16 protein-coding genes and 1 pseudogene are annotated in these 24,981 nt (G+C 38.0%); 13 read left to right on the top strand and 4 right to left on the bottom strand.

Annotation, left to right across the window (positions count from 1 at the left end; translation table 11 throughout):
- The 3 genes and pseudogenes from ACPK8D_RS11575 to ACPK8D_RS11565 form a co-directional block, all read right to left on the bottom strand.
- Positions 1 to 101: pseudogene (locus tag ACPK8D_RS11575) on the bottom strand (IS200/IS605 family transposase); the annotation flags it as partial.
- Positions 102 to 366: 265 nt separating this feature from the next.
- Positions 367 to 867, bottom strand: a complete 501-nt coding sequence (locus tag ACPK8D_RS11570; RefSeq protein ID WP_424718008.1) for a PEF-CTERM sorting domain-containing protein — start codon at positions 865 to 867, stop codon at positions 367 to 369.
- A gap of 986 nt (positions 868 to 1,853) precedes the next feature.
- Positions 1,854 to 4,271 carry a DUF1616 domain-containing protein gene (locus ACPK8D_RS11565; protein ID WP_424718007.1) on the bottom strand — a complete coding sequence of 806 codons (2,418 nt, stop codon included), beginning with the start codon at positions 4,269 to 4,271 and terminating at the stop codon, positions 1,854 to 1,856.
- Positions 4,272 to 4,696: 425 nt separating this feature from the next.
- Here ACPK8D_RS11565 and ACPK8D_RS11560 point away from each other — a divergent pair, with 425 nt between their 5' ends.
- The gene (locus ACPK8D_RS11560) at positions 4,697 to 5,923 is read left to right on the top strand and encodes a M48 family metalloprotease (protein ID WP_424718006.1); all 1,227 of its coding nucleotides are present in this window, start codon (positions 4,697 to 4,699) and stop codon (positions 5,921 to 5,923) included.
- 257 nt (positions 5,924 to 6,180) lie between these two features.
- On the opposite strand, the gene artC is transcribed toward ACPK8D_RS11560, so the two are convergent.
- Positions 6,181 to 7,017, bottom strand: a complete 837-nt coding sequence (gene artC / locus ACPK8D_RS11555; protein ID WP_424718005.1) for an archaeosortase C — start codon at positions 7,015 to 7,017, stop codon at positions 6,181 to 6,183.
- Between the two features lie 438 nt (positions 7,018 to 7,455).
- Between artC and ACPK8D_RS11550 the strand changes: the two genes are divergently transcribed.
- The 12 genes from ACPK8D_RS11550 to ACPK8D_RS11495 all read left to right on the top strand — a co-directional run bounded on the left by ACPK8D_RS11550 (position 7,456) and on the right by ACPK8D_RS11495 (position 24,691).
- Complete coding sequence (locus tag ACPK8D_RS11550; protein WP_424718004.1) at positions 7,456 to 8,322, top strand: hypothetical protein; 867 nt, start codon at positions 7,456 to 7,458, stop codon at positions 8,320 to 8,322.
- A gap of 12 nt (positions 8,323 to 8,334) precedes the next feature.
- Positions 8,335 to 9,399, top strand: coding sequence for a GNAT family N-acetyltransferase (locus tag ACPK8D_RS11545; RefSeq protein ID WP_424718003.1), 1,065 nt, complete (start codon positions 8,335 to 8,337; stop codon positions 9,397 to 9,399).
- A 29-nt stretch (positions 9,400 to 9,428) separates the two neighbouring features.
- Positions 9,429 to 10,598 carry a DegT/DnrJ/EryC1/StrS family aminotransferase gene (locus tag ACPK8D_RS11540; protein ID WP_424718002.1) on the top strand — a complete coding sequence of 390 codons (1,170 nt, stop codon included), beginning with the start codon at positions 9,429 to 9,431 and terminating at the stop codon, positions 10,596 to 10,598.
- A gap of 83 nt (positions 10,599 to 10,681) precedes the next feature.
- Positions 10,682 to 11,080, top strand: coding sequence for an acyltransferase (locus ACPK8D_RS11535; protein ID WP_424718001.1), 399 nt, complete (start codon positions 10,682 to 10,684; stop codon positions 11,078 to 11,080).
- Positions 11,077 to 12,114 carry a DUF354 domain-containing protein gene (locus tag ACPK8D_RS11530; RefSeq protein WP_424718000.1) on the top strand — a complete coding sequence of 346 codons (1,038 nt, stop codon included), beginning with the start codon at positions 11,077 to 11,079 and terminating at the stop codon, positions 12,112 to 12,114. The genes ACPK8D_RS11535 and ACPK8D_RS11530 overlap by 4 nt, the downstream gene beginning before the upstream one ends.
- 85 nt (positions 12,115 to 12,199) lie before the next feature.
- On the top strand, positions 12,200 to 13,105 hold the full coding sequence (locus ACPK8D_RS11525) for a glycosyltransferase (RefSeq protein WP_424717999.1): 906 nt from the start codon (positions 12,200 to 12,202) through the stop codon (positions 13,103 to 13,105).
- Positions 13,077 to 14,639, top strand: a complete 1,563-nt coding sequence (locus tag ACPK8D_RS11520; RefSeq protein WP_424717998.1) for a hypothetical protein — start codon at positions 13,077 to 13,079, stop codon at positions 14,637 to 14,639. The genes ACPK8D_RS11525 and ACPK8D_RS11520 overlap by 29 nt, the downstream gene beginning before the upstream one ends.
- A 25-nt stretch (positions 14,640 to 14,664) precedes the next feature.
- Positions 14,665 to 15,750 (top strand): glycosyltransferase family 4 protein, encoded by a 1,086-nt coding sequence (locus ACPK8D_RS11515; protein ID WP_424717997.1) that lies wholly within the window; start codon positions 14,665 to 14,667, stop codon positions 15,748 to 15,750.
- 26 nt (positions 15,751 to 15,776) lie between these two features.
- The gene (locus ACPK8D_RS11510; RefSeq protein ID WP_424717996.1) at positions 15,777 to 16,907 is read left to right on the top strand and encodes a glycosyltransferase family 4 protein; all 1,131 of its coding nucleotides are present in this window, start codon (positions 15,777 to 15,779) and stop codon (positions 16,905 to 16,907) included.
- A gap of 129 nt (positions 16,908 to 17,036) precedes the next feature.
- Positions 17,037 to 18,020, top strand: a complete 984-nt coding sequence (locus ACPK8D_RS11505) for a glycosyltransferase (RefSeq protein WP_424717995.1) — start codon at positions 17,037 to 17,039, stop codon at positions 18,018 to 18,020.
- Positions 18,021 to 18,507: 487 nt separating this feature from the next.
- On the top strand, positions 18,508 to 19,296 hold the full coding sequence (locus ACPK8D_RS11500; protein ID WP_424717994.1) for a PIG-L deacetylase family protein: 789 nt from the start codon (positions 18,508 to 18,510) through the stop codon (positions 19,294 to 19,296).
- An 811-nt stretch (positions 19,297 to 20,107) separates the two neighbouring features.
- Positions 20,108 to 24,691, top strand: coding sequence for a DUF7594 domain-containing protein (locus tag ACPK8D_RS11495; protein WP_424717993.1), 4,584 nt, complete (start codon positions 20,108 to 20,110; stop codon positions 24,689 to 24,691).
- The last annotated feature ends 290 nt before the right edge of the window (positions 24,692 to 24,981 follow it).

The following is a 24,981-nucleotide window of genomic DNA, read 5'->3' as shown; positions in this document are numbered from 1 at the left end:
ACTTTCCTCCGGTATTTTGGACAGAAGATAACATGATATTGGCAACTGTAGACTAGATACTTAATATTTTTATACTGTTTACCATGGTTTTTAATTTCCATATAACCAGTATATTATATGTGGCGTTCGTATATAATCTTCGCGTATGTTCTAAAATAGTATCGGAAGAGTTGACGGCATTCATCCCACCGCTAAAGCGAGTGGGCTTTCTGCCTTATCCCCGTAAATCCGGTTACTTTGAAGAAATTACAAAAGTAAATTAAAAAATTGATTTATTACTTAATGTGAAAGGATTCTACCAACAAAAAATGATAGTTGGCTGATGGAAAATGAGAAATAAAAATTAAAAAAGAAGGGTTGGAAAAATCACAGCCCATCTTTCCTACGCCCGAATACAAAAAGAAGTCCGATTATGCCTGCAATGGGGGCGGCAACAGTTGGGAACTCGGGAACCGTTGTTACTTCCGCAGCTGCCTGAACTGAAAGAACCGTACCGTCAACTGAAACTTCATATGTCTCTCCTATAGAAGCCCCATACATCGTTAATACTATCGGTGTTGTTGAATATACTGTTTGCCCAGGGATTAAATAATCGATAGTCAGACTAGTAGGATTTGCACTAAGGTGAGGAGTCCCTGCGGAATCTGTCCTCGTTATACCCACAGTAAAAGTATCAGATGTTTGGCTAATAGAATTTATAGACAGATAGATGTCCTTTGTGTCATCAGTTTCCATTAGTATTGCACTTTTGGTTAAAGAATTATGAGCGACATCCACTATATCTATACTACCACCGGCTGCCATTGCAGATCCGGCCATACCAAGTATTAATAAACCGCTTACTAATATCAATAGCATTTTTTTCATAATTTATACCCCTACTTTCCAGATTTTTTACTCCACTTTCTGGGAAGTTGATTAAACTCGACCTATATAAGTGCCTAATTTCGGGGGAGTCCACTAAAAGAGTTTATTTTCCGAGCACTAAACTAAAACACTCACGTCTGTTTCTCATTTCTTACATTATGTACATCCAGGTTTCTGTACACGTGCATGTCAGGGAAGCAGATATCCGAGAGAGCAAGGAGCATTCAGAAAGAACAACATATTAATGGGCCACGGCCAATTTTGAAATTAAGCATTTTATAATGTCATACGATATATCCATCAAGAAATATATAAGGATGTGCAAGCTAAATATATAATATAAGATACACCTTCATTAATTCAACAATATAAATAAAAATGGATAAAAATAAAAGCTTAGATGCTAGAGTTGAGAGAGGTCAGGGTTAAAGTCCTCTACGAAGCCATCATTTATATACTCTTTATATGCAAGTATTTTAATTAAGGATTTTTTTGCAGCTTCTTTTTAGATTTATGAAGCATAAAGTGTTATATTTTTGCTCAAATATGCGTATATAATATTACCTGGGCCCCCTTAACTTTCTAACGTCCTAAAGCAAATATTTTGTTAATATTTCGAAAGCTACCCAATATCATACCATAAATTTATACCCAGTTTGCCCAGTTATTTTTAAAATACCTAAATTATAAATTTAGATACTCAAAAAGTCAACTCAATAGAAGGAAATTAAAAATGAAAAAAGAAGGATGAAAGTAAAATATCGAAGAAAGAATGAAATTCAAAGGGATGTGAAAAAACAAAGTAAGATCAAAGATAAAAAATAAAGTAAAATGTAAAAAAAGAATCAAAAGGAATAAAGAATTAGAATAAGTAGAGAATTAAAGGGACGAAGGAAAGAAGGACAGGAAAAAATTCCTGTCCTCAAGACCATCAAAGCTTCCTGTTTAAATTGCCTGCAACTGGCTGGGGCAAAGACCTGTTAAACTCAATCAGGATGGTCAACTACAAATGTGGTATTTCCTTCTACTGATTCAGAGTTCAGGTCAGTACCCGTTACTGAGATTTTGTGATCTCCTTCGTCTATTTCTGATTTTATATCCGCTGTGTAATAGTAGTCGCCTTCCGAGTATGATACATAGGTTACATTGACCTGTTCATTCGCAGATACTGATACCGAAGGTTCCCTTTTCAATGCGGTTGAAGGAGTGACTTTAATCTCCATGTCTCCGGTATCAATGTTATCCGGGTTTGCCTCGATTTCGAAGTCAGGCAGGGAATTGTCGACAAAAATTTCATCAAACACCGGTATCGTATTGCCGTAGATGTCCGTACAGATGGCTTCCACATAGAAGTGATTTCCATACCTTGTTATGTAGCCGCCTGTCCAGGTGACCCCGTCCGTAGATGTCAGTTCACCGGTTTCGGGCCCAAAGCCGTCCCGGCTGACATGGCACACGACTGAGCTGAGAGGAACTGGATAGGTAACAGTAAAGCTTGTAGCGCCTTTACACGGATTGGGAGAAATATCCAGTGTGACTACAGGAGTCCCGGTGTAAACTTTTGTCTTCGTATCCGGGCCGACGTGTATGGGTTCTTCATTGCCCGCATTGTCTACTGCTCTTGAACGGAAGTAATAGGTCTGGTTATGCGCTCCGGAAAAGACCGATGACGTGTCAGCAGTCCTTGAAATCCAGGGCTCCCAGTTAACCCCGTCCGTACTTGAGTCTATGGAATAGTAAGCTATTCCCGAGACATCATCCGTCCCGTTCCAGGAAACATTGAAGCTGGCACTGTTAGTAAAGGCCGGAAGTTCAAGCACGGTTGATTCCGGAGGGATTGTTTCGACCGTGTTGGAACTCGAAACGTAAACGGAAAGGTCGGAAACAGGTTTAAAGGAAATGCTGTCCCAGAGCACCTGCACAGGTGCGAGTTCTCCTGAAGTCTGGTTCAAACCGAATGCCAGAACGTTCTGGCCAGCTTGCAGGGAAACCGGAACCTCGATGTGCTGCCAGTCTTCAGATTCACTTATCCCGTCAGTCCAGATAATTTCCCCATTAACAGCAACATATTTTACCTGAGCATCCGCTCCCTGAGAACTTGAATTGAAGTCATCTTTTACATATGCCGAGAGCACGGTTATGGTTTCTTCATCGCATTCTATGCTCTGGGAAATCTCACCTGACTGCTCCGGAGAATCGAAAAGGCTTCCGTTATAGGAATTGTTTATTCCGTATGCAGAGGAAGAATTTACTCCCAGGCCGCCTGAATATGAGCCTGTAATTTCTTCGGTATTTGAAGTAAAACTCCAGCCTGTTGAGAATTCCATCTCTCCGTTCTCAAGTGAAGGAATTTTACTAAATTTCTCGTCGTTCAAGTGATTAAAGCTATTATTATTTTCTATGTAAAGGTGGACAGACCTGTAAGGGAAGTAATCCGGCTTTTGCTTAAACAGCGCAAACTCGAGTTTGGATTTGCCATTCTTCAATTCCTGGCGCGTATATGTGAGATTCTTCTGCCAGGTTTCCCCGTTTGTTAAGGGAACATTCAGTTCCTTGATGACCTCTCCGTCAAGTCTCATCTGGAGGACATAGACCACATCCCGAAGCTCATGGTTTTCGATCCCTACCGTGATGTCGATTGGGATATAAAGCAGGCTCTCTTCAGGATAGCCCTCGGCTTTTCCGTCCGGCCCCAGGAGATAGAGCATGGTAAAAGTCTCTTTTTCCCGGGTCATTTTGGCGTATGCAAGCATTCCGCTTGAAATTATTATCGACCCGATAAGGGCAATTATAAGAGCCTTTTCAATCTGCGGGGGCAAAGGTTTCTTTTTGACCCCGGCTTCGGGCGGCTGATACCTTAAACCCTTTGCTTTAACCTTGCTTCGCGACCTGTGAAAACGCCTTTGTTCGGCAGAAAGGGGGTTTTCATCTCCGGATTCGCTGCGGTCTGCAGTTTCAGGGGTTTCCGGAGGCGCATCGGATTTGAGGCTTTGTATGAACTCCCGGATTGAAAACGAGAATTGTTCATCCTCGTCCAGAAGCTTGCGGGTAAAAAGCGCAATTATACTGAAAAACGCTGTCATCCCGACAATGGATACTACAATCGGGATTGGCCGATATCCTGAGGGGAGAAGGCTAATCAAAAACCCGTCAAAAACCGTAAGTATGAGGCTGAAACCCACACTTAATGTGAAACGTTCTATCCCGCTGATCTCCTTATTTCCCGGAAAGAGCGCAGATATGAAAGCGTAACCGGGAACGAAAAAAAAGAGAGACAGCGCTAGAGGGATTTTGAAAAAAGTTTCGTTGAAGGGCACTATAAGTACGAAAACTGCTGCGAGACACGCAAAAAAAGTTATCGCAAGTAAATCGTCTACATAAACACATTTTTTGAAGTCTGGCATCCTGTATTGAGGTAATTCATTAAGAGATATAATTGTTTTGAATAATAATAGGATTATACCGGTAAAGGCCTGAAAACCCGAGCGATTAGAGAAGAATTTTATGTGAAGACTATATTTTATATAAAATGAATTTTTACAAAAACTTCAGTTAAGACAAAAATTTGCAGGAGTCAGGCTTTTGTCCTGGTTCTGGCTTAATGCATCCCGGAAAAGTAGAACATTGTCATTTCCAGAAAGAGTTCGAGAAACAGGATTTCTGAAATTTTGTTGAGGGAACTTCCAGGAAATTTCAATTCGTAAATTATTTACTTTTCCGGGCTTACGGTTTAACACATACAGCAATAGAATATTAAGACAGTAATAAGTCGTGACAGGATAATAGTATTAGTTCTGCTAAAAACCAGATGATTACTGGGGATAGAAAAATGGATATATTTGGAGCATCCGGGTCTACTGAATTTTCTCCGGTTCTTGCCATTCTTTTAGAGGCACTAACTGAAAATATTCTCGTTATACTGGGGTTATCTTTCATGATAACCCTTCTGTACAGTTACATATATTTCAGAGGCAGCAAGTGGATTCTCAAATGGTATGGTGCAAAGAAGATTCAACGAAGTGAGAAGGCTCCTTTATATTCGGTGCTTGAAGAGCTTTCCGGAAAGGCAGGAGTAAAAACACCTGAGATACTCAGTTTTAAGTCTGAATTGCCTGTAATTTTTACCGTGGCAAGCGGAAGTAAATCCTTTGTTACGGTTTCAACGGCCATGCTTGAGATGTTCGACGGCGTTGAGATGGAAGCTTTGCTTGCGCACGAAATCGGCCATATAAAAAACGGGGATGTGAATCTGAATACGATTACAGCATTCCTGGCAAGCCTGATAATGTCTTTCCCGGATCTGGCAGTGTGGGGCTCCATGCTTTCGGGCTTCGGGCAGCCCGAGGACCCAGCCCCGAGGTTTTTCAGGTTTATAGCAACCTCCCTTGCTGCCCCTCCTGCAGCCGTGCTAATACACCTTACAGACCCTGAGAAACGAGAGTTTGAAGCTGACAAAACAGCTATAAAAATCACAGGAAACCCGCAGGCCCTGATAAAAACACTTGAGTTCCTTGAAAATTATATTCCACTTCAACCGGTTACAGGAAAGATAAATCCGGGACATTTTCTCCTTTTCAGTACCCATACCCATCAGATGAGAGGATACCTATCCCTCTTTGTCTCATTATTCGATACACACCCAGGAATTGAAGAACGAATCGTGCAGATCCTGAAAAACTCAAACCAGGCAGAAAAAGAAGCCTCAAGAAGTAAATATTCCAGAGTGCCAGGCTTTTTCGATTTAAGGAGCTGGAAACTTGCCATGGCAACGAGCTTTATCTCTTATATATCACTCCTTTTCGGAATTATCGTCCTGATAACCTTTGCCATAAAAGACTTTAATTTCGTGCTTAACGGAATCATTGCAGGCTTGTATATCGGAGCCGTGCTTCTTCTAATGTGCTCCACTGCCGCCCTCTCAAGAAGAAGATACTATCTGAACTCTACCCGGTCAACCCCCAAAAAAGGGCACAATGTCAGCTCTACCCGGTCAGCCAGGAAGAGAACCTCTTTGAACCCAAAACAGATTTTCAAACGTCTCATGAAGAAAAGCTGACAGCAATGTTCAGCTCACTTAAATCAGCCCAGCCTCCTGAAAGCCCCCTGAAAAGCAGCGTTCTGAGTCCTTAGAAGCGTGAAAAAAATACTGTAAGTGCCTCTAATGAGCTATTCAGGAAATGTTTTTTTCTTGCTCCTGAATTAGTCCTCTTAGTCCTCTTAGTCCTCTTGAGAGAAGCGTAGAGGGGTGAAAGGTGCACGTCCTCCAGAGGCAGAACCGGGGGGATAAGACTGGAGCAGCAACTCGGAAGCGACTCATTTCCGGCAGTCTATAAAATATATTATAAAGGCAGCTACACCTGCGAATATTATCCAGCCTATATGGGTATGCACTATCATCATTGTTTCCTGACCATACAGGTAAGCAGTCAAATAAAGAATAATTACCCGAAAAAGGTTTGAGACGTAGGCAATAGCTATGCAGAGACCAAGCATTTTTAAGGTCGTATCAAACTCCATTTTTTTTACTCTACTGTACCCAAAAACGATCCCGATTAGAAGAAACATGGAGTAAAGGCCTGAGCACGGACCACCAATAGTGAGAATCATGTCTTCAACACCGTTTATCCGGAGGGTTTCCGTAGCAATTACCTCAAGAGGAATTCCTGCAAGCCCCAGCACCCATACGGTTGGGAGGAGTATGAAATAATGATCGAAATTGCTCATGAAATCAATATCTAAGAACGCGAAAAGTGTATAGAAAATGAGATACAGCACAACGAAAATGGATGAGATATACGTCCCGAATCTCGAAACACGGACTATGTCGATACTGGAAAACTGTGTGCCCACAAGAGATAGTCCAAAAAAGATAGTCATGATGTCCAAAGTCCCAAATCCGCTTCCTGTTTTGAAATTCCAGTACAGGTCAGCGAGTACTATGAAGATTCCCAGGATAAGCCGAATCTTCGACACTTCTGGCAAACCAGAGTCGCTCAGGTCTTTAAAATTAATCCGTGTCAGCAAGAACAATGAACCCAGAAGCATCAAAAATCCTACAGGCATTGAACCTTCGTTAAATTGAATGGTCATTCCTGTAAACATTGCGAGCACAAGCAAAATAAGCACAAGATTTCTGTTTTCGTTCACCATCAAAAACTCTCTTTTTATACTTATGTATCTTTTTTGGTGTAATCCTTTTAAATTTTATCCTCAAAAAGAGCGAGAGACACGCCTGAAATATCAGGAGAGATTTTGTATAAAAAGGGCCAGATAATAACTTTTTCAAAAAAAGGACTTTTATAATATTTATTAGTACAAAAACACAAACTAAATATACTAATTTTAACTATTGGCTATTTATAAAATTCATAAGGAAGATGATTTACGGCATCTGAGTCTGTTTTGAACCTGTCTGGCGGGTGACGAGACTGAACGGGACTTAAAAAAATCGCAGCTCAAAGTATGCAGTAAAAAATAGCGGCAAATAAAGAGGCAAATGTAGTAGCAAAGTAGCTTCGATATGTGATTTAAAAAAGGAATTAAAAATAACGGGATTTTCCTGCAAAAACAAGAGTATGGGGGCAGAGTGTGAGAGATTTTACCTTAAAAAAATACGAGTCTCTTTTACAGGTGATCAAAAGCACGGACTATACGGTAAGTACAGTGCACGGTTTCCTGAAAGCCGCCCCGAAAAAATGCATTATCCTTAGGCACGATGTGGACCGTGCGGTTGACCGGAACCTCGAAATGGCAAAACTTGAATACAGGTACGGCATCAGGTCAACCTATTACTTCAGGCACGTGGAAGAGACACTTAAGCCCGAGGCCATTCTCCAGATCGCAAAAATGGGACACGAAATAGGCTTTCACTACGAAGTGATGGACAAAGCAAACGGGGACCCGGAAAAGGCAATCGAAATCTTCAAGCGTGAACTCGAAGACCTCAGGCTAATTACCAGAGGCGTTACGGAAATCCGCACGGTCTGCATGCACGGAAACCCACTCAAACCCTGGTCGAACCGGGACCTCTGGAAAAAGTACGATTTCAGGGACTTCGGAGTCGAGGGAGAACCTTATTTTTCGATAGATTACAGCAGGGTGTTTTATCTGACCGACACGGGCCGAACCTGGGCAGACTTAAAGATCCGGGTAAAGGATACTATTGACAGGCCGGAAACAAACGCAGGTACAGGACATATTGTTCCAGGCTCAGACCTGAGAGATTCAGCCCTTGCAGCTACCGGCCTTAGAGCCATTGCTTCTACGGATGACGTAATCCGCCTGGTTGAGAGCCAGAAACTTCCCCAGATCTGCCTGCTCGTGCACCCGAACCGGTGGTGTGAGGATCTTGGGAGCTGGACAAAGGAACTTGTTTTCCAGAACATAAAGAATGTAGGGAAGGCGGGAATTGTGTGGTACAGGAACGTTCAAGGAGAAAAGAGAATAGCTCACTAATGTGGGGTACTGATGACTATTAAAGTTGAACTTTTAACTGACAAAAATGAGACTAAGTGGGAAGAATTTGTATCTCACCCAAACAGTGCAGGGATATGGCACACTTTAAAGTGGAAGAAAATTATAGAAGAAGAGTATGGATTCAAGTCCCACTACTTACTGGCAATTGACGGATCGGAAATTTGTGGGGTCCTTCCACTGTTTCAGATTAAAAGCTTGATCACTGGCAATAGAATTGTCTCTCTACCTTTCTCCTACAACTGCGGCCCGGTTGCAAACTCAGACAATTCCCTCACTTTGTTGACCAGTGAGGCAAAAAAATTAGCGGAAAATCTAAAATGCGAATATCTGGAGTTAAAAATGGGAGCATCTCTTCCGGACGAATCCATCAAACAAAGTCAGTTAATCGAAAGTAAGTTTTATTACACCAGTGTATTGAATCTCACGGAAGACCCTGAAGTAATCTGGTTCAATATGGATGCTAGAAGAACAAAATGGGCAGTAAGAAAAGCTGTAAGAGATGACGTAACAATCCGGACAGAAACGGGTTATGAAGATATCAAGATTTTACATGATTTAAAGGTCAAAACCCGACAAAAGCATGGTTCGCCTGCTCCTTCATTTCAGTTTTTTAAAAGAATAATGGAAGAATTCGGACCCGAGGATGTGGTAAAATTATGGGTTGCCGAGTATGATAACAGGATAGTTTCAGCTCTCATGTTTTACGCTTTTAAAGACACGGTGATGCCTGCGTACATTGCTTCCGATGATGACTACAAGTCCCATATGCCAAATAACCTGCTTTACTGGAAAGCAATAGAATGGGCATGTAAAAACGGTTACAAGTACTTTGATTTCGGGAGAACCGAGCCTGATAACGAGACTTTGCTAAAATTCAAGAGCAAATGGGGTTGCCAGAACTACAAAATTCCGTACTATTACTATCCAAAGCAACCTAAGTTAATTTCTCAAAATAGGGATTCTTTCAAAGTTAGTCTTGTCACCAACTGCTGGAAAAAAGCACCCGTTCCTGTATTAAAAATATTGGGACCGCATCTCTTAAAACATGTCGGATAAAATAGAAAGCTTTAGTGTGAGTGCTGAATATGAGGCCAGACCCCTTCTTAATTCCGAGATTTAACTTTGATTATACCTTAACTGACTTCTCTACCAGCATCAAATCTATTTTTAAAGAAGAATGTGATCTGGAGGCTCTACACTCAACTTTTGGACAGAAAGACTTTTTCTTTACGAATTACGGAAGGACAGCTCTGTATGTAATACTTAAATCCCTGAATCTGCCTCCAAAGTCAAAAATCGGTGTCCCTCTATATTGCTGCACAGTCGTATTTGATGCTATAATCAATGCCGGGCATACTCCCAGATTTATCGATATAAATGACAATTACACAATGGATCCGGAAGATCTGAAAAATAAAGTCGACGAATTGAGTGCTCTGGTGGTTATACATACCTTTGGCCGACCTGCAGAAATGGATAAAATTAAAAAAATTGCAGGAAAGCTCCCTCTGATTGAAGACTGCTCACATTCCTTATTGAGCGAGTACAAAGGGAAAATTACGGGAACAATAGGAGATATGGCAATTTTCAGCCTTGCAAAGTATCTCTCTGCAGGTGGGGGAGGCTTACTGGTTGTAAATAACCGTTCATTTACAAAAAATATCAGAAAGGAAATGGGCCTTTTAAATAAGCCACCTGTTTCAGATGAATTTAAGCACGCTTCCATAGCGTATATGAGAGCACTATTTTACCACAAGCCCTGGTTCGGACTTGTTGGTTTACCTGTTGGTTTGATGCTGGAAAACAAAGTTGACCTTATGACTAAAAAAAGCTCAGAGATGACAGCAGAATATAAAGCTTATACAGGTGTAACATCGAAGAAACTAAGAGATTTTAGAGATAAAGTTGAGATACAGAGAAAGAACTCATTTTTCTTGCTTGATGAGTTGAAGGACAGTTCTTTATTTTTGCCATTTGAAGGGAAAAATGTGTACTGTAATTACTATTTATTCCCTCTTACAGTAAAAAATCGTGATGAGGTGAGCACTTATTTAAGAAAACAGAGTGTCGATACTACAAAACTTTTCAGTTTAACCCCAAAAATTGCAAAGCATAATTATGGTTATGCTGGCGACTGCCCATTTACAGAAGCAATTTCGGATACTATAATTACAATACCAAATCATTACACACTTCATCAAACGGGACTAAAAAAAATAGCAGCCGCTGTAAAGTGCTGTCCTTATATAGACTGAGGACCGGATTAACAGCTTCAGGTTTTAAAATGAATCAGTTTAGAAAGGCGACCAAAAAAGTACTGAAACTTCTCGCACCCTCTATGCCAGTGAATGGTCTCAGAGTGGGATTATATCGAGCTGCATCTTACATAATCGGAAACGAGGTCTATATTGGGGAGAAGTTAATAATCGTTGACAAACTGTCAGATCAAAACAATATAATCATAGGTTCCCGTGTCGCCATTTCACCTGGAGTCATTCTTGTAGCTTCTTCAGAGCCCAATTTTTCAAGAATTAAACCTTACGTAAAGACCGAACATGGGATTATCCAGATAAAGGACGACGCATGGATAGGAGCGGGAGCCATTATTTTACCAAACATTACGATAGGAGAGGGCTCGGTTGTTGGCGCAGGTGCGGTTGTAACAAAAGATGTGGCTCCATACACAATTGTTGCAGGAGTTCCTGCTAAAAAGATAAATGAGGTGTTGATGTCTTGAGAATAATTATAGATATAGGGCACCCAAAAGACATCAACGTCTTCAAAAACGTAATCTTTGCACTCCAGAGTAAAGGCCACGAAGTCAAAATTGTAGGGAGAGCCAAAGAGAATACAAAGAGGATACTAGCGGAGTATGGGTTTGATTGTGAATTCGGACCATACTATAAAAATATCGCTGGAAAAGTACTGGGAATCGCACACAACGATTTATGGCTCTACAATATCGCAAAAAAATATCAACCGGACCTGTTCATAAGTCCCGGTTCTCCCTATGCAGCGCACGTTAGCCGATTACTCGGGAAGCCACATCTCGCATATATAGATACTGAAATTGCAACGTTTGCTATAAAATTAATGTTACCTTTCACGGATAAAGTGTATACATCTTCAAGCTTCTATACGGATCTCGGGCCAAAGCAGGAACGGTTTAACGGGTATTACGAGTTAGCGTATTTACATCCAAAATATTTCAAGCCAAATCCGGAAATTCCGAAAAAGTATGGCCTGGATGAGTACATTATACTTCGCCTGTCAGCTCTTGCAGCCCATCACGATATAAATGCAACAGGACTGAATTTCAAAACCGAAGAAGATTTACTTGAATACGTAAATGAGCTGGAAAAGTACGGAAGAGTAATAATTTCCTCCGAGACCCGAGAGTGGCAGACAATAAAAAACTATCAGATACCGATAGATCCGAAAGACCTCCACGACTTAATCTCATATTCCTCCCTGTGCATCGGGGAAGGCGCTACAATGGCTTCAGAGGCAGCCATCCTGGGCGTGCCTTCGATTTATGTTTCAAATACTCAAAGAGGGTATTTGAACGAACTTGAGAAAAAATACGGACTTGCATACACAATTCAAAGAAAGAATGAAGCTTTAAAAAAGGCGGCTGAAATACTGGGAAATGAATCCTGTAGAAATGAGTGGTTCCTTAAAAGAAAGAAGATGCTAAGTGAGAAAATAGATGTAGCCGAGTTTATTGTTGAGACTGTTGAAGCATATAATAGTGCCAAAAGATATAATTAATAATATAACAGCTTACTTGATGAAAAAAGTTCTAAAACCACTTAGTATTATGAAAAAAATAACATAAAAAGAAGGTTTGAGAAAAATGGGGAGAAAAAAGACTACAAAATATAACTATGTTATGGCAACTCCCTGTAAAAACGAAGAGGAATCTCTGCAGAAGTTTGCAGAATCTGTGATCAATCAAACAGTAACACCAGAACTCTGGGTTATAGTAGATGATAGCAGTACGGATAGATCTCCCGAAATTTTAAGTGACCTTGAAGCAAAACATAGCTGGATTCGTATAATTACAAATCAAGGAACTAAAAGGGACCTTGGTTTCCACTATGCAAGAGTCGTCAGCCAGGGATTGTCATCGGCTTTAGAGATAAGCTCTGTCGAGAATATTCCTTTTGAATATATAGGCTTAATTGACGCTGACATGATTTTAGAGAATGACTTTTTTGAAAAGATAATAAACAGGTTTGAAAAAGAACCTCGCCTGGGCATTGCCAGCGGAACTGCAGCATATTACGATAAAGAGAAACTGGTTAGTGAAACGGGCAGGGAAAATCTTCCAATCGGCGGCTTGAGAGTCTGGAGGAAGAAATGTTTTATAGAAACAGACGGTTTCCCAATAAGCTATTCCCCCGACTCCGTATCAAATGTCCAGGCGATTTTACGCGGATGGGAAACGAAAAGATTTGATGACATCGTGGGAATCCAAACGCGAAGAACCAGCAGCGCTGAAGGCTTATGGAAGGGATATAAAACTAAAGGGGAGTCTGATTATTACAGGGACTATCATCCTATATTTATTATTTTCAAATTCATGAAATACAGCTTAACCAGTCCCTCATATATCGGGCTTGCTTACTTAAAGGGATATATAAACGGAATTGTAAGAATTCGAAAGAAACTCGACATCCCGGAAGTAAGAAAATACTATCGGAATAAACATCTTGAAGTTGGAAGGTACTATGCAGGTAAATTCAAGTTCAAAATTTAATATCCAGTATGACCCGGATAGAAGAACCAGGGCTTTGCTTATCGGATTAATGGTAATACTGAATATTATAATCAGAATTCCCAGCATACCTCATGAAAAAGGTTACGATTCTTTTTTCATACATACTTTAGCAAATTCGCTATCAACATTTGGTTCCGCAAAATGGTGGATACACTGGCTATCCATGTTCGGACTTTACCCGGACTCTTACTCCAGCGCTGTACCTTTTACTCTTTCAGGAATGTCCCAGGTAATGGGAATTGAGATGGAAGAAACGATTTTAGTATTTTGTATAATGATAGGCCTTTTCGGAATGTGTACAGCATATCTCTTCGCTGGGCGCATTTACGATAACTTTCTATTTAAGTACGTAATGAGCCTGTTTTTTTCTCTGGCTCCAGGCTTTATGCTTTTTACTACATGGGAAGTAAGCACAAGAGGACAATTCATAGCCCTGCTCCCGTTATCATTATTTGTACTATTGAAGGAAGATATTAAAACTAAAAGATATATCCTTTATTTTGCATTTCTTGTATTTACTTTTTCGACTCATCACTATGCTTTTTTTATAGTACCAATTAGTATGATATACGTAGCACTTAAAACTGTTCAGAAAGCAAAACCGGACATTCTCGAAAAACCATACCTAAACTATATACTTATGTTAGCTCTGATTGGAGGTTTGATATATCCTTTCTTTTCCGGGTTATTTATAACATCTGGATCAAGGTATATGTGGGTGCTTAATTCAGTAACCACTAATATAAGACAAAGTGGACCATTAATGCTTCTCGTACCAGGTGGTTTAGCGTATCTATTTTTAAAAAAGAGAAGTTTTGAAGAGATGTTTATGTGCCTAACTGCAATTTTACTTGCACCAACATTTTATTCACAGATATACGGGACTTTCATTCTAATAATTGTTTTTATTTTTTTAATAAGTGTTTCATATAGTAATTTATTAAAGGCTCTCACAAATAACAATCATAAATTACTTACTCTGGGGGTTATAGCAGCCATTCTTGTTTTTGTATCGTTTTCAAGCTTTTTCAACCATTATCGAATGGGAGGCTCAGACACTCACTGGTACATGCAAGAAAGCACCTATGCTTCCGGGAAATGGGCTAAAAATCATATTCCAGAGAATACTCGTGGACTGGATTCAGGCTTCGAGACAGGAAGATTTTTTGCAATATCAGAAGGACATCCGATAACTATTTCTCAGGACCCTGCAAATCTGGCTTATGGCTGGATTGATGAAGATGATATTGTCATGGTAAATAATTCTGCTTTTAGCTTCACATACTATATGGATGGACCGTATTCTATTAAAGAAGGCACAACATTTATGGGGGGGGTAGAGTGGTTAAAGTATGTAGGAAGTAAGACAAGCGACCTAAAAGGCTTTGATTATTTCATACAGGATAAAGAACAGGAACTGCCAGTAGATAATGCCGTGGAGAGTGAATCCGATTTGATACTTGACGGGCCTCGCATTTCAATCTGGAAAATACCTGTAATAAAGGAAGTATAAAATGAGGTTAATTTATTATTATCCAGTGAGAGATGGTGCTCCTTCTAACGTAGGCAGAAATATTTTTGATAATTTATATACTAAACAAAAACATTTACCTTTTGAAGAGGTAATTATTTACACGGATTCAGAGCACAGAAATAATCTTAAAGAGAAATTTAAAGATATAGAAGTTTTCACTATTAAAGAAACCTTTAGGATTGGCAAGGAGGATGTAATCCATATTCCAGTCAGCCCTTTTGTATTTCCTAACGCGAAATTTATTCTCCATTCTTTTGCTAAATTGAAAAATAACAGGTTAATTTTAAATTATCACGGAGATTTACGTAATGAAGTTGATTTAAGGTATAAATCCGAGAGAAAAGTAGGGCTTACAAATATACCTACTTATTTACTAATTCCTTCTTTACTCAATAGTGCTAACAGGGTTGTAGTAAACTCGGATTCGTTAAAAAATCGCATTATAAGCCAATATGGGACCAGATCGATTGAAGTAATACCAAATGCTGTTGAAAGTTACTGGTTTTCGGAAAATCAAGAAAAGGTAAACAGAGCCGAAGATAAATGTGAAATATTCTATCACGGTAGACTGTCCCCTGAAAAAGGGGTTGAGCTGCTTATAAAGGGCCTTCATGAGTTTTTATCTGAAAAAAAAAATCCTGTTAGAATCACTTTATATATTGCAGGAGAAGGATCACAAAAAGAATATTTACAGCATTTGTCCAAAGCGTTGAAAGTAGACAATAACATAATTTTTTTAGGAAACATAGACAGAAAAGAGATTAAAGAATACTTAATGAAAGTTGATGGAGCAATCTACCCTTCAATCTGGGATAATTTCCCTCTTTCAATAATTGAAGCACTGGCATCGGCTAATTGCCCGGTATTTTTCTCAAGGAATATCGGAATTTATGATTTCGTAACTGAAAAAGATCTCCTTAACACGTTTGATCCGAATGTAAGGAATGTAGCTGATATCTTCCATTATATTTTTGAGAATAAAATCAACAGAAAAGTAATCCAAAGCCAGAAGAAATTTGCTGAGAAATATACCTGGGATAAGGTAATAAATCACTACATAAAACTGTATAGAGATATAATTGGAGATTAATTTACACAAACCGGTCAGGTAGATGTATGTCTCAAAAAAATACCAGTAAATGTATTCTTTCTGTCTGCGATATATCTCCAAATAAGCGTGGTTCGTTTGAAGAGTTCCTGATCTCATTAACTGAAAAGCTACGTGAAAATGAGATAAATCATGTTATTCTCTTTAGGGATAAACCTATTAAAAGTATAGAAGAAATTCTTTTAAAAAAAGGGGCAGAGATAGATATATTTAAGCCTTCAAAATTTTCTATTTTTAACTTTTTTTCTCTACATAAAATAATAAAAGAAATAAGACCTGAAATCGCCCACTTTCACTTCTATCCTGTATACAGTATTGTTAATTATTTAGCTTTTTTTTTAAGAATAAAATTAATATATACTGACCATATGGGACATAAAAAAGCAAATGCTTTTTCTAAAAAAGCTATTCGTAGAATTTACTATTACACAAACTCAAAGCTGTTTAATTATGGTATCAGTAGTATTATCTGCGTATCCAATTTTGTGAAAGATAAATATCGTAAAGAATATGGCATACATTCTGAGAAATTGAGTGTAATATACAACGGGATTAACACAGAAAGATTCCAAAAAGTGCCAGACATTGAAAAAGTAAAAGAAAAGTATAATATAAAAGATGAGTTTGTAGTAAGCTGCGTGAGTTTAAGAAGAGAGAAAGGTGTCCAATGTTTGATTAACGCAGCACCAGCAGTAATAAGGAATGCTCCAAAAACAAAATTCGTTTTAGTAGGTGAAGACGGGTCAAGAAGCTCTTTAGAAGAGCACATAAAAGAACTAAATCTGGAAAACAATTTTATTTTTACAGGCAATACAGACCGTATCGAAGAAATATACAGTATTTCCTCATGCGTTGTAATTCCAACTTTAGCGGATGAAGCTTTCTGTTTTGTTGCAGCAGAAGCAATGTCAACAGAAACGACTGTTATTGCATTTGATTCAGGAGCTCTCAAGGAGATACTTTACGACAAGTCAAACGTAATTTCAGAAAGCTCTCAGGCGTTGTCTGAAAAAATTGTAGAATGCTTGGAAAATAGTGACAGTTCCACAAAAGCTGCTAGAGAACATGTTACCAGAAATTTTTCAATTGATAAAAGCACGCACAGTTATACAGACCTGTATAAAGATTTGTTAAAATGAATTATCTGCGTATTCCAGAAATTTTTTATATTTAATTATTTATATATTTATACTATTTGATATGAGAAACATCACATATATCCATATAATTACATAATACCTAAATAGATTAATTGCTATTGTGACCTTATGCAAGATATTGAAGTAAGTGTTGTTATTCCAACTTACAACAGATCAAATTTATTAAGAGAAACTTTGGAGTCTCTTTTTGCACAAACATACTCAGCTAATAAGTTTGAGATAATAGTATGTGATGACAATAGCAGTGATGATACTGAAGAAGTAGTAAAGGGGTTAATGCAGAACTCACAGCATAATTTAAGGTATATTAAAGTAAAGAGCAAAATTAAAGGACCTGGTAAAGTACGAAATGCAGGTATTAATCATTCAGTAGGTAAGATGATAGGATTTACTGATGATGATTGTGTTGTTTCGAAAAACTGGATTGAAACTGCAGTAGATTGTTTCAAAAAACATAAAGAAATTTGTGGCGTATCCGGAACCGTTACAACAGTAGGAGATTGTAAAAACAAAAAATTTACGATAGCGCGTAGAGTAGATATTTTAAGTGACACTGGATCTTATGTGACATCAACTACATTTTATAAAAAAGATATATTACTAGAGGTTGGTTTATTCGATACAGATATGCGATACTGGGAAGATATTGAATTAGGTTGGAGAGTAAAAAAGAAAGGACCTATTCTATTTGAACCGTCTATTCATGTAAATCATAAAATTCACTGCGCATCAATAATTTCATATTTAAACCATCTTAAGCATATAGAATACTGGGTTTTAATGTATAGTAAACATCCAGAACATATGAAAGATGATAAGTTAATATTAGGCCATTTTTTCAATAAAAGCCCAATTTATATAATTTCCGCTTTTTTATGCTTTAGTGCTTTCCTGCTTGAATCTAAGTTATTTGTATTATTTTCAATAATTACTCTCATAACATATCTATGGGCACACGTCTTTGTAGACAAAAACTTAAAGAAATACCCACGTAGATTGATATTATTACCCCGCTATTCTATTACAGATATTGTAAAACTTACTTATTCGTTAAAAGCCAGTATTAAATATAAATGCCTAGTTTTATTCTGAGGAGAATTGAATGAACAAAGCTTATTGTTTAGAGCATGTACTTATGGAATTAGAATTTGAAGTGGAAAATAAATAAGATTAAATCTCAAAGTTAAACAGGACTTTATTATACCTTTTATATGATTTCTCTTCAATAGAGTTTACAAAATCTTGTATGAATAAATAACATAAGTTTTCAAGCTACTTAAAAGGTATTATCTCATAAGACTGTGTATTGATTTTAACCACTATCTGCTAAGGTTTGTTTAAAAATTAAAAGGTTAAAAAGTAATCTGGAAGCACAGATTATGATATAGGATTAGCAGTACTTGAGTATAAGTAAAAAAAATAGAGAGTGCTTAGTTTATTTTAAACACTTTGAGATCTAACGCTAGGTATTATGTTCAATCAGCAAACTCCATTTATGAAAAGGTTCATAAAATCAAGCACTTTTGGATTAATTATTGATTATCAACATGTACGAATGCAAAATCTATCAGTGAAAATTATGGATACTAATATAAAGACCATATTAATCTCCCCACATTCGGATGATATAGCATATTCACTTGGAGGCGCATTGCTAAAAAACTATTTTGAAAAACCTGTTGTTTTAGTAACTGTTTTTATGAGATCTAGTTTTTCACCTCGTCTTAAATTAATTGATCCTGAAGAGATTACAAGAATAAGACGTTTAGAAGATATTGAATTTACGAAAAAAATAGGAATCAGATACGAAAGCTTTCACTTCCCAGAAGCTCCTCTCAGAGGAAAGACATCTTATGAAGACATATTCGGAAACTCAGATCCATTCTCAGATCCTATATACGAAGATGTTTATCATAGCTTGTTAAAGCTCATAAAATCGTCTCCTGATGCTGTAGTTGTCTCTCCAATGTCCTTAGGAAATAATATTGACCACTTAATTATTTTTGAAGCCTGTTCCTCGATATGCCAGGAAAATAACATAAAGATCTCCTACTATGAAGATGTACCCTACGCTTCATTATTAACACTGGAGCAGATAAAAAATAAAGCTTTTAAAATAAGTCCTAGATTAAAACCCTGTAGTATTGATATAACCTCTATGTTGCATGGTAAATTAGCAAATTTAAAAATTTATAAAACTCAAATTGGTAGAAAAATACCAAAAGGAGTGTTTACGCATGCAGCGCGTATAGGTATTGATAGCAAGGGACTTATTGAAACTCACTGGAATAATAATTTATTAAGAAAGTGTTTTTACTATTATGTATGTATCCGAAAAAAACAGGTATATGAGAGGATTTGGGAGTAAACAAGGAAATTATCTTATACAGGCTGCTTAATAGCTGGAATCTCATAATTATTCAGCCTGAGAATGAGAGATCTATAAGGGTTTTCACTGCTTCTTGCAAGTTGAAAATCCAAATAGATAGTTTCGATTAATTGCGTGAGAAATCATACTGAGTTTGTAACTATTTTTTACACTGCTACTTTTAGAAAACGATTTTAAACTGTCACTTTGAATAACAAGAGCCTATACCAAGGATTACACATCATTTTGGGACCGGTTTCCAATGACTGAACAGGAGAAGATCAGCTATTGTCAAATGCGAAATCCATAATTTTTACCCCCAGAAAGGTAGAAATATCTTCGAGAAATAGTAAAAGAAGCGATTTTTCTACGATTAATAGAGTGTTATAATACCAACAATAAAACATATTCAAAAACTAATATATGTGTCGTCTTCTATTTAATAAATGGGGAGTTATTTTAAACCAGAATACTTCACTTTAAGGCCTAGAGCTTACACTATTCATAGAGAAGCCATAGCAATATGTTAAACTGTCTAGAGTTTATTCTTAAACTATAAGCATATTGCATTTAATTTTTTAAATCTCGTAAGTTCTTGTGCCGCTAACTTATTGAAGTAAATTAGCGAGGTAAATCTGCAAATTTACTGAACTTTAGGGACTCTCTTTACAAATTTTCAGGGCTAGCTTCTAAAATTTGTATAAAAATTATTTTCCGCGCTCTCTTGAGTGTTTTAGATTTATAAAAGTGGAAAAATATTAAGGATTTGCAGAATTCCTTAATACAGTATAAATATCAACGGGGGGGTATAGTGGCAAAATTTAGACTTTTAAGTGTAACTTTTTTAATAATTCTACTCTCAATTTGTCCAGTCAATGCTATTAGTCAAAACCTGACTGTATCTGAAGATGCCTACATAGACGAGACAAATCCAAATCTAAATTATGGTAGCGATACGCACCTGTACTCAATGTGGGGAAATGGAAACAATAAATATCCATTTTTAAAATTCAATGTTCCAGAATACGCCGGAGAAGCATATCTTCATATATATACTGACGGGGGGTATAAAAATGCTGGGTATGTTGAGGTTCGTAAAGCTACATCTGACTGGAGTGAAAATACAATTACATGGAGTAATCAACCAGGCCATGTGGATAAAGGCGATCCCATTGCTAGTGCATCTTTACCAATAAATAACCAGTGGATTATACTGAATGTAAGCTCAGTTGTAAAAGATCCTGCAAATTATACTTTCTGGCTCAGAGGTGGATGGGGATATAATGATGACTGGGTAGCGAAAGAAGGAAATTCAAACTATAGACCATACTTGGAAATTCGTACTTCAACACGTCCAACTGATATTAACTGGAATAATTATACAAATAACGACTCCAAAGCATTCCTAGTGAACACAGGAGATATTATAAAATTCAATATTTCTGCTCCAGATTCCGTAAATATTTCGAACTATTCCTGGTATGTAAACAAAACGGTGCAGCCAGAAAGTATTGATTCATTTAATTTTACTGTACCTTCTTTCGATGGATCCTACCCATCTACAGGAATTTGGGAAGTAAGAGTTGAAGGGAACTATATAAATGGTTCTAAAGTAACTCGCGAATGGCTAATATCTGGATTGACAATTGACCAAGCCCCTGATTTCCTCGATTCGTTTATTGATATTGATAACAGATTTAGATCTGGTTATATTAAAGATCCATGGGGAAGAGAATTCCCATATTATTATTCCCCTACTCAAAATGTTATTTCAAATGGATATTTAAGCGGGACTGATTCAACAACCAAACTTCAAACCATACTCAATACGAGTTACGGCACATTTAAATATAAACTATATTATGGAGAATGGGCACAGAATCCAGAATTCAAATTGTGGGACGCAAAAGATCAGTACATAAATTGTGTGCTTCAGAACGATAACTGTCATGATTATTTTTCTGTAAATAGCTATTTGGCTACAAAAGGGATACATGGCACGCAGGCGCAATATATCCCGATATCAAGGCGGTGTATAGGTCAAGCACCTGGCGCTCACAGATTAAAAATGAACTGCTGGTACTCATTCACGATAGTCAGAACTCCTGACGATTGGATTTATCTCTATGAAAATGATTCACTTCTTCAAAAATCGACATTACATGCGCCGGATGCTCTTGAAGAGATTAACCGTCTTTATATGCAAGCAGATGGCAGGATAAGGATGGATAATGTTGAGATATATAAGAATAAGTATATCTACCCTGAAACTGAGATCAGATATGGGCAGTATCCTTATCTCTGGCAATGTAATACAACCATAACTAATACAGAAATTCCTCTATTGGATAATGGGGTAATCGTTTTTGGTAGAGGGTTAACGCTTAAACAGATTTCTGACGGAATAAACAACGCCTCTTTAATGACTTATGACGATAATACAAGAACAGCAACCCTAAAAACGAATCTATTTGTAAAAGCTGGAGCAGAGTTAAACATCACAAATGAGACGTTGATATTCGATACATCTACTGGATCAAAATTTATAAATTTATATCCTGCTGTAGTTTTTAGAGTTCAAAATTCTACGGTTACAACTAATGCCAATAATCCCCTAATTTGGGACATCACAAGTTCTGCAAACATGGCTGTAGATAATCCAGAACATGAGATGGAGGATCCCCGTCATAATTTCACGCAGGGAGGTGTACCCGCTTGGAGTTTTAGAGGACGTTTCATCATTGAAAATTCTACAATCAATAATACATGCAATTTATACATAGACGGAGCTCATGAAGTTCGCATAAACGATACAATATTTTCAAATATGAGCCGTTCTGAATTTGGAGATTATGCTTCATTTGCAGAAACTCATTTTCAGCAGAAGAAGATTCAGTCTGTAGGTAACAAGTCTTTCTGGTTTGTTCCTCGAGAGGACCTTGCAGCCTACTCAATTAGAAATATTTCGTTTGTAAACCCAAAAATTCCAATTGATCTAAAAGTTATAGGTGGAGAATTCCAGTTTAATGATACTATCATCAAAGATTGTGATTTCTCAAACGTTAATGTAACTGCTAAAAAGGCATATGCCTATTGGGAGTTTAATTGGTATAATGATCCTTGGGAGAATGTAAGCCTCTCATTGCTCAATTGTAAATTCAATGAATCAAATTTCACCGTGGAAACTGACAGAGCCAAAATAAAAACCAGGTATTATGCTGACATAGTAGTAAAGGATTCTTCTGAATATCCTGTAGAAGGTGCTTCAATCAATTTCATTGCATCAAATGAGACTTACAGGGCTGAAAACATATATAATTGGACTGCTGCAGTGAATGATGGTGATTATGGTCCAGGTATAGATGGTTCAGGTGCATATCCTGCCTACAATATAAAATACTCTGGAGGCGCATTTTACAGGTGGTTTAATGCTTATCCACTTGGAGCTGCTACAACAAATGCGGACGGGAGAACATCTTTACCTTCTGAAGATGTGAATAACACAATAGTTCTTACTGATAAAGTTTGGACTAATGAAGTGGGTGTACAGTCGAAGGAATCAATTCGATACAGTCTCAAAGTAAGTCCTCCTGACTCAGAACCATTCTATATTCAAGATGTGGACCCTGATTCAAATTGGTATAGAGAAAATCCTTTGTCAAGTGAGTATACCATCACAGCAATAATTCCTGACAATTCAACCGTCCCACATATAACCGGATTTGCACCTAGTGAAGATAACCCGTTCGAACCCGGAGAGGAGAAAATCTTCAGGGTCTGGACAGATGAGAATCTGACAGAAATTAACTGGACTGTTGATGGGGATCCTCTAGCTAGTGGGACTTTGAATTATACCTGGATTGTGACTGAAGGCTACCACGAAATTAGATTCAGCGGCAAAAATGAAGATGGAAATGTCAGCCAGGTCTGGGAGATCGGAAAAAAATTCGGTGGCAATGAATCAGATGATAATCAAACTCCTGATGATAACCAGACATCTATCACAGAATTCCTTCCTGAAAGTACTGCACTTACTAGAAACACCGGTGAACTAGTAATCTTTAATGTGATTTCGGATCAGCTTCTTGATTCAAACTGGTTCGTAGATGGAGAACTGGCCAGCAGTGGAAATGCGTCCATAACTCAGAACTGGAACACACCCGGAACATATAATGTTACTTTCAGCGGCTCCACAGGTGGAGAGCAAATTCTGCATGTCTGGATCGTGGATGTAACTGGCTCACCTGAGCCTCAGAATGAGTCCATCGTCAGAGTAGATCCCGAATATCAGGTAGTAAGCCCCGGAGAGCCATTTACACTCGAAATCCGGATTGAGCCAGGAACAACCATATCAGGGGCTCAGTTTGACCTGTCTTTCAAGGATTCGATGGTAAGAGTGGATGCGATTAACGAAGGTAACCTCTTAAGCCAGAACGGTGCCGGCATATATTTCATCAATGGGACGGTTTCCGGCAGTTACGGGCTTATCAGGCACGTTTACGGTTCAATCCTTGGCGAATTAAATGTTTCTGCGCCTGGCACACTGGCAGTACTCAATTTGACTGCAAGCAACAGTACCGGTGTTGCAGAATTCAACCTTTCGAATGTAATAATCAGTGATACTAATTCTAGCCGCGTGCCGAACTCTATAATGAATTCTACTTTTTTGATCGACACTGCGCCTGAGATGGACTTGATTGGTTCCAAATCAGTTAACGAGACTGAAAACCTTACTTTCAGGGTAAATGCAAACGATGAAGATGGGGATGTACTGGCTTTCTCAGCCTCAGGCCTTCCTGAAGGTGCTGATTTTGACCCGGAAACTGGCATATTCACCTGGATTCCATCGAAAGGGCAGGCAGGCACTTATACAGTTACCTTTGAGGTAAGTGACGGTTACCTGAACGATTCAGAAAATGCAGGAATTACTGTGATACCGTCAAATAATGCACCCTCCATTATATCCTTTAAGCCTGCGAATGGGTCTGTCTTTAATGAAGGGGAAAATATAACGATTGCAGTGAACGCATCCGATTCCGAGGATCAGGTTTTGAGTTATGTAATCAAAATCGATGGAACCGTATACAGTAGCTCCCCAGGCTGCGTCTGGAACACAAATTACTCAAGCAGTGGGAGCCACACGATAGAACTGATTGTAAGCGATGGGATTGAAGAGGTAAAGGAAATCAATACTATATTTATCACTGACAGCTATCCGCGCTGGGATGTTAATCAGGATGGGGTGGTAGATATCAGAGATGTAACAATGGTCTCCAGGAAGTTTGGAACCATTACAAAAGAACCCTATCCTAAATGGGATGTAAACCAGGATGGGATAGTTGATACCGCAGATCTTGATATAGTAAACTCTCACTTCGGTGAGATAGTAGTGTAAAAGACTAAAAGGTAAATCAAAGATAATGAAAAATAATGAAAATATACGTATACAAACTTAAAATTGACGCAGGCTAAAAACCTGCGTCAGAATTACTTTTTTGGCAGGTGATTGATACACAACAAGATAGAGAGGTCACTCCAGTAAGTAATGAGAACAAAAAATGCGCTCAACTGATAGAAATTAAAGAGAATTAGTTTATAGAAATACAAATATTGAATTTTACTAAAGAGTTATTGATTTTTTCCCAAGCTGAATAATTATAAAATATGTTCGATGAACTAATCTGA

It is taken from the genome of Methanosarcina sp. (genome assembly GCF_049706645.1).
Taxonomy (GTDB): domain Archaea; phylum Halobacteriota; class Methanosarcinia; order Methanosarcinales; family Methanosarcinaceae; genus Methanosarcina.
Note: the sequence above shows the minus strand (reverse complement) of the source record. Positions and strands in the feature narration are given on the sequence as shown.

Excerpts from the sequence above, each read along its gene's own strand:
- ACPK8D_RS11565 (WP_424718007.1), bottom strand. The coding sequence starts at position 4,271 with ATGCCAGACTTCAAAAAATGTGTTTATGTAGACGATTTACTTGCGATA.
- ACPK8D_RS11510 (WP_424717996.1), top strand. The coding sequence starts at position 15,777 with ATGTCTCAAAAAAATACCAGTAAATGTATTCTTTCTGTCTGCGATATA.
- ACPK8D_RS11560 (WP_424718006.1), top strand. The coding sequence starts at position 4,697 with ATGGATATATTTGGAGCATCCGGGTCTACTGAATTTTCTCCGGTTCTT.
- artC (WP_424718005.1), bottom strand. The coding sequence starts at position 7,017 with ATGGTGAACGAAAACAGAAATCTTGTGCTTATTTTGCTTGTGCTCGCA.
- ACPK8D_RS11540 (WP_424718002.1), top strand. The coding sequence starts at position 9,429 with ATGAGGCCAGACCCCTTCTTAATTCCGAGATTTAACTTTGATTATACC.
- ACPK8D_RS11545 (WP_424718003.1), top strand. The coding sequence starts at position 8,335 with ATGACTATTAAAGTTGAACTTTTAACTGACAAAAATGAGACTAAGTGG.
- ACPK8D_RS11535 (WP_424718001.1), top strand. The coding sequence starts at position 10,682 with ATGCCAGTGAATGGTCTCAGAGTGGGATTATATCGAGCTGCATCTTAC.
- ACPK8D_RS11520 (WP_424717998.1), top strand. The coding sequence starts at position 13,077 with ATGCAGGTAAATTCAAGTTCAAAATTTAATATCCAGTATGACCCGGAT.
- ACPK8D_RS11500 (WP_424717994.1), top strand. The coding sequence starts at position 18,508 with ATGGATACTAATATAAAGACCATATTAATCTCCCCACATTCGGATGAT.
- ACPK8D_RS11505 (WP_424717995.1), top strand. The coding sequence starts at position 17,037 with ATGCAAGATATTGAAGTAAGTGTTGTTATTCCAACTTACAACAGATCA.
- ACPK8D_RS11525 (WP_424717999.1), top strand. The coding sequence starts at position 12,200 with ATGGGGAGAAAAAAGACTACAAAATATAACTATGTTATGGCAACTCCC.
- ACPK8D_RS11570 (WP_424718008.1), bottom strand. The coding sequence starts at position 867 with ATGAAAAAAATGCTATTGATATTAGTAAGCGGTTTATTAATACTTGGT.